Origin of the sequence: Streptomyces sp., assembly GCF_031178505.1 — a bacterium.
GTDB lineage: Bacteria > Actinomycetota > Actinomycetes > Streptomycetales > Streptomycetaceae > Streptomyces > Streptomyces gulbargensis.
In genome coordinates this window covers 1-1,924 of the sequence record NZ_JAPSIW010000999.1, presented here as the reverse complement: position 1 = coordinate 1,924, position 1,924 = coordinate 1, and the positions used below count along the sequence as shown (strand labels likewise).

2 protein-coding genes are annotated in these 1,924 nt (G+C 71.3%); one reads left to right on the top strand and one right to left on the bottom strand.

Features of this window, described 5'->3' with window-relative positions; genetic code table 11:
• Positions 1 to 42: 42 nt before the first annotated feature.
• Positions 43 to 912, bottom strand: coding sequence for a hypothetical protein (locus tag RIF68_RS35525; RefSeq protein ID WP_309055728.1), 870 nt, complete (start codon positions 910 to 912; stop codon positions 43 to 45).
• A 287-nt stretch (positions 913 to 1,199) separates the two neighbouring features.
• Between RIF68_RS35525 and RIF68_RS35520 the strand changes: the two genes are divergently transcribed.
• On the top strand, positions 1,200 to 1,924 hold a 725-nt coding region (locus RIF68_RS35520), incomplete at its 3' end, for a phosphopantetheine-binding protein (protein ID WP_309055726.1).

Here is a 1,924-nt window from a genome sequence, read left to right as displayed (position 1 = left end):
CGGTGCCGCAGCGCTGAACCGCCCCGCGGCGTGCGCGGGTGGTCAGACCTGGGGGGTGCGGGACTGGAGGGTGTAGGTGGCCTCGACCCGATAGGTGCCCTTGTTGCCGCCGCCCCGGTTCACGTTGACGTCGGCGGTGCGGACGACCTTGAGGTAGAGCCCGTCCTGCTTGTCGAACCACACGTCGGCCACGGCGTCGCCGTCGAGCCCGTCGCCCTTGACGTAGCTGTCGATGCGCACGTGGTGGGCCTCGCGGGTCTCCCCGCCGACGGTGACCTTCTCGTCCCCGACGTATTTGATGACGATCCGGGCCCGGTTGCCGTGGGCGACGCAGATGGTCTCCTCCTTGCCGCCGGGCCGCACCGCGTCACCGCCGACCTGCACCATGGCCGGATTGCAGCGGTGCGCCTCGTCGCCCTCGATGCCGGCGAAGCTCACCTTCTGCATGTGGGCCAGGCACAGGTACTCGCCCTTGCCGCTGCACTGGCGGTGGGCGTCGACGTGCTCCTCGATGGGGGCGAAGTACAGCTCCCAGACGCAGCCGGCGGAGTGGTGCACGCGCGCGTACGTCTCCTTCGGGAACGGCCGCTCGTAGCTGTCACCCGCGTAGATGATCGAGTCCTGGCCGGTGGTGGCGTAGGTGTACACGCCGGCCTTCGGCTTCGAGAAGCCCTTGATCTTCTGGCTGGGTGCCACGGGGTTCTTGATCTGGCCGAGCTCCTCGCGGAAGGCCGTGGGGTGTTCGCGGTACGTCTTGAGGGCCTGCGCGAGCGACACCGGCGTGCCCTCGGGGGTGATCGCCTCGGTGCGGTTGGCGATGATGAAGGCGCCGGCCGCGACGAGCACGGCCAGGACGGGGATGAGGCGGAGCAGGGTCCGCCCGACACTCCGCTTGCGGGTGGGGCCTTTCACGGTCGCTCCTTCGGCAGACGGCAGTCCCTGCACCCTGCGTCGGCGGCGGGCCGGCCCCAAGACCAGCAGGGCGCGGCCGAAGAGGCCAACCTCCCGCCCCCCTCGAACGGTCACCGCCGACGTCGCCGGCTGTCCGGTCTGCTCCGCCAGCCCTTCGGGGGTGGCGGCCGTCCCGCGCCCGCGGGAAGTGTGGGCCGGTACGCAGTCCCGCGCACGGAACCCGGTGCGTGCCCGGTCCCGGGCCCGCCGCGCGGACGCTTCGCCGAACGGCACTCCGGAGGGATGCAGTGAATCCGACCAGCAGCGGAAACCCGAGCGGAAACCCCGGCACGAGCGCGACGGACCGTACGGTCCTCCTGTCCCTCGCGCCCGCCGAACGGATCGACCGGCTCGGTGCCTACCTGCGCGAGCGCTACGAGCGGATCACCGGCCGGGAGGGCCCGGCGGACCCGGACGAGCCGCTCTTCCTGGAGTCGTTGCAGGCGACCGAGTTCCAGTTGACGGTGGAGTCCGAGATGGGTACGGCACCGTCACTGACGGAACTCGTCGGGGCGCCGACCCTGCGGGAGCTGACGGCGCTGGTCGAGACCCGACTCCTGGAACCGGAGGCGGCCGGGGGTTCGGCGGTGGTGGAGATCTCGGCCGATGAGGGGGCGAGGTTCGAGCCGTTCGGGCTGACCGATGTGCAGCACGCGTACTGGCTGGGCCGCTCGGGACTCTTCGAGCTGGGTGACGTCTCGACCCACCTGTATCTGGAGCTGGCGTCGGAGGACTTCGACCTCGACCGGGCGCACCGGGTGATCCGCAGGCTGATCGGACGCCACGACATGCTGCGGGCGATCGTCCGCCCCGACGGCCGGCAGCAGATCCTCGCCTCCGTCCCGGACTTCACCATCGGCTACGAGGACCTGACCGGACACACGGAGCAGGATGCCGAGGCCGCGGTGGCGGCCCTGCGCGAGACCCTCTCCCACGAGGTACGGCCGGCCGACCGGTGGCCGCTGTTCGACCT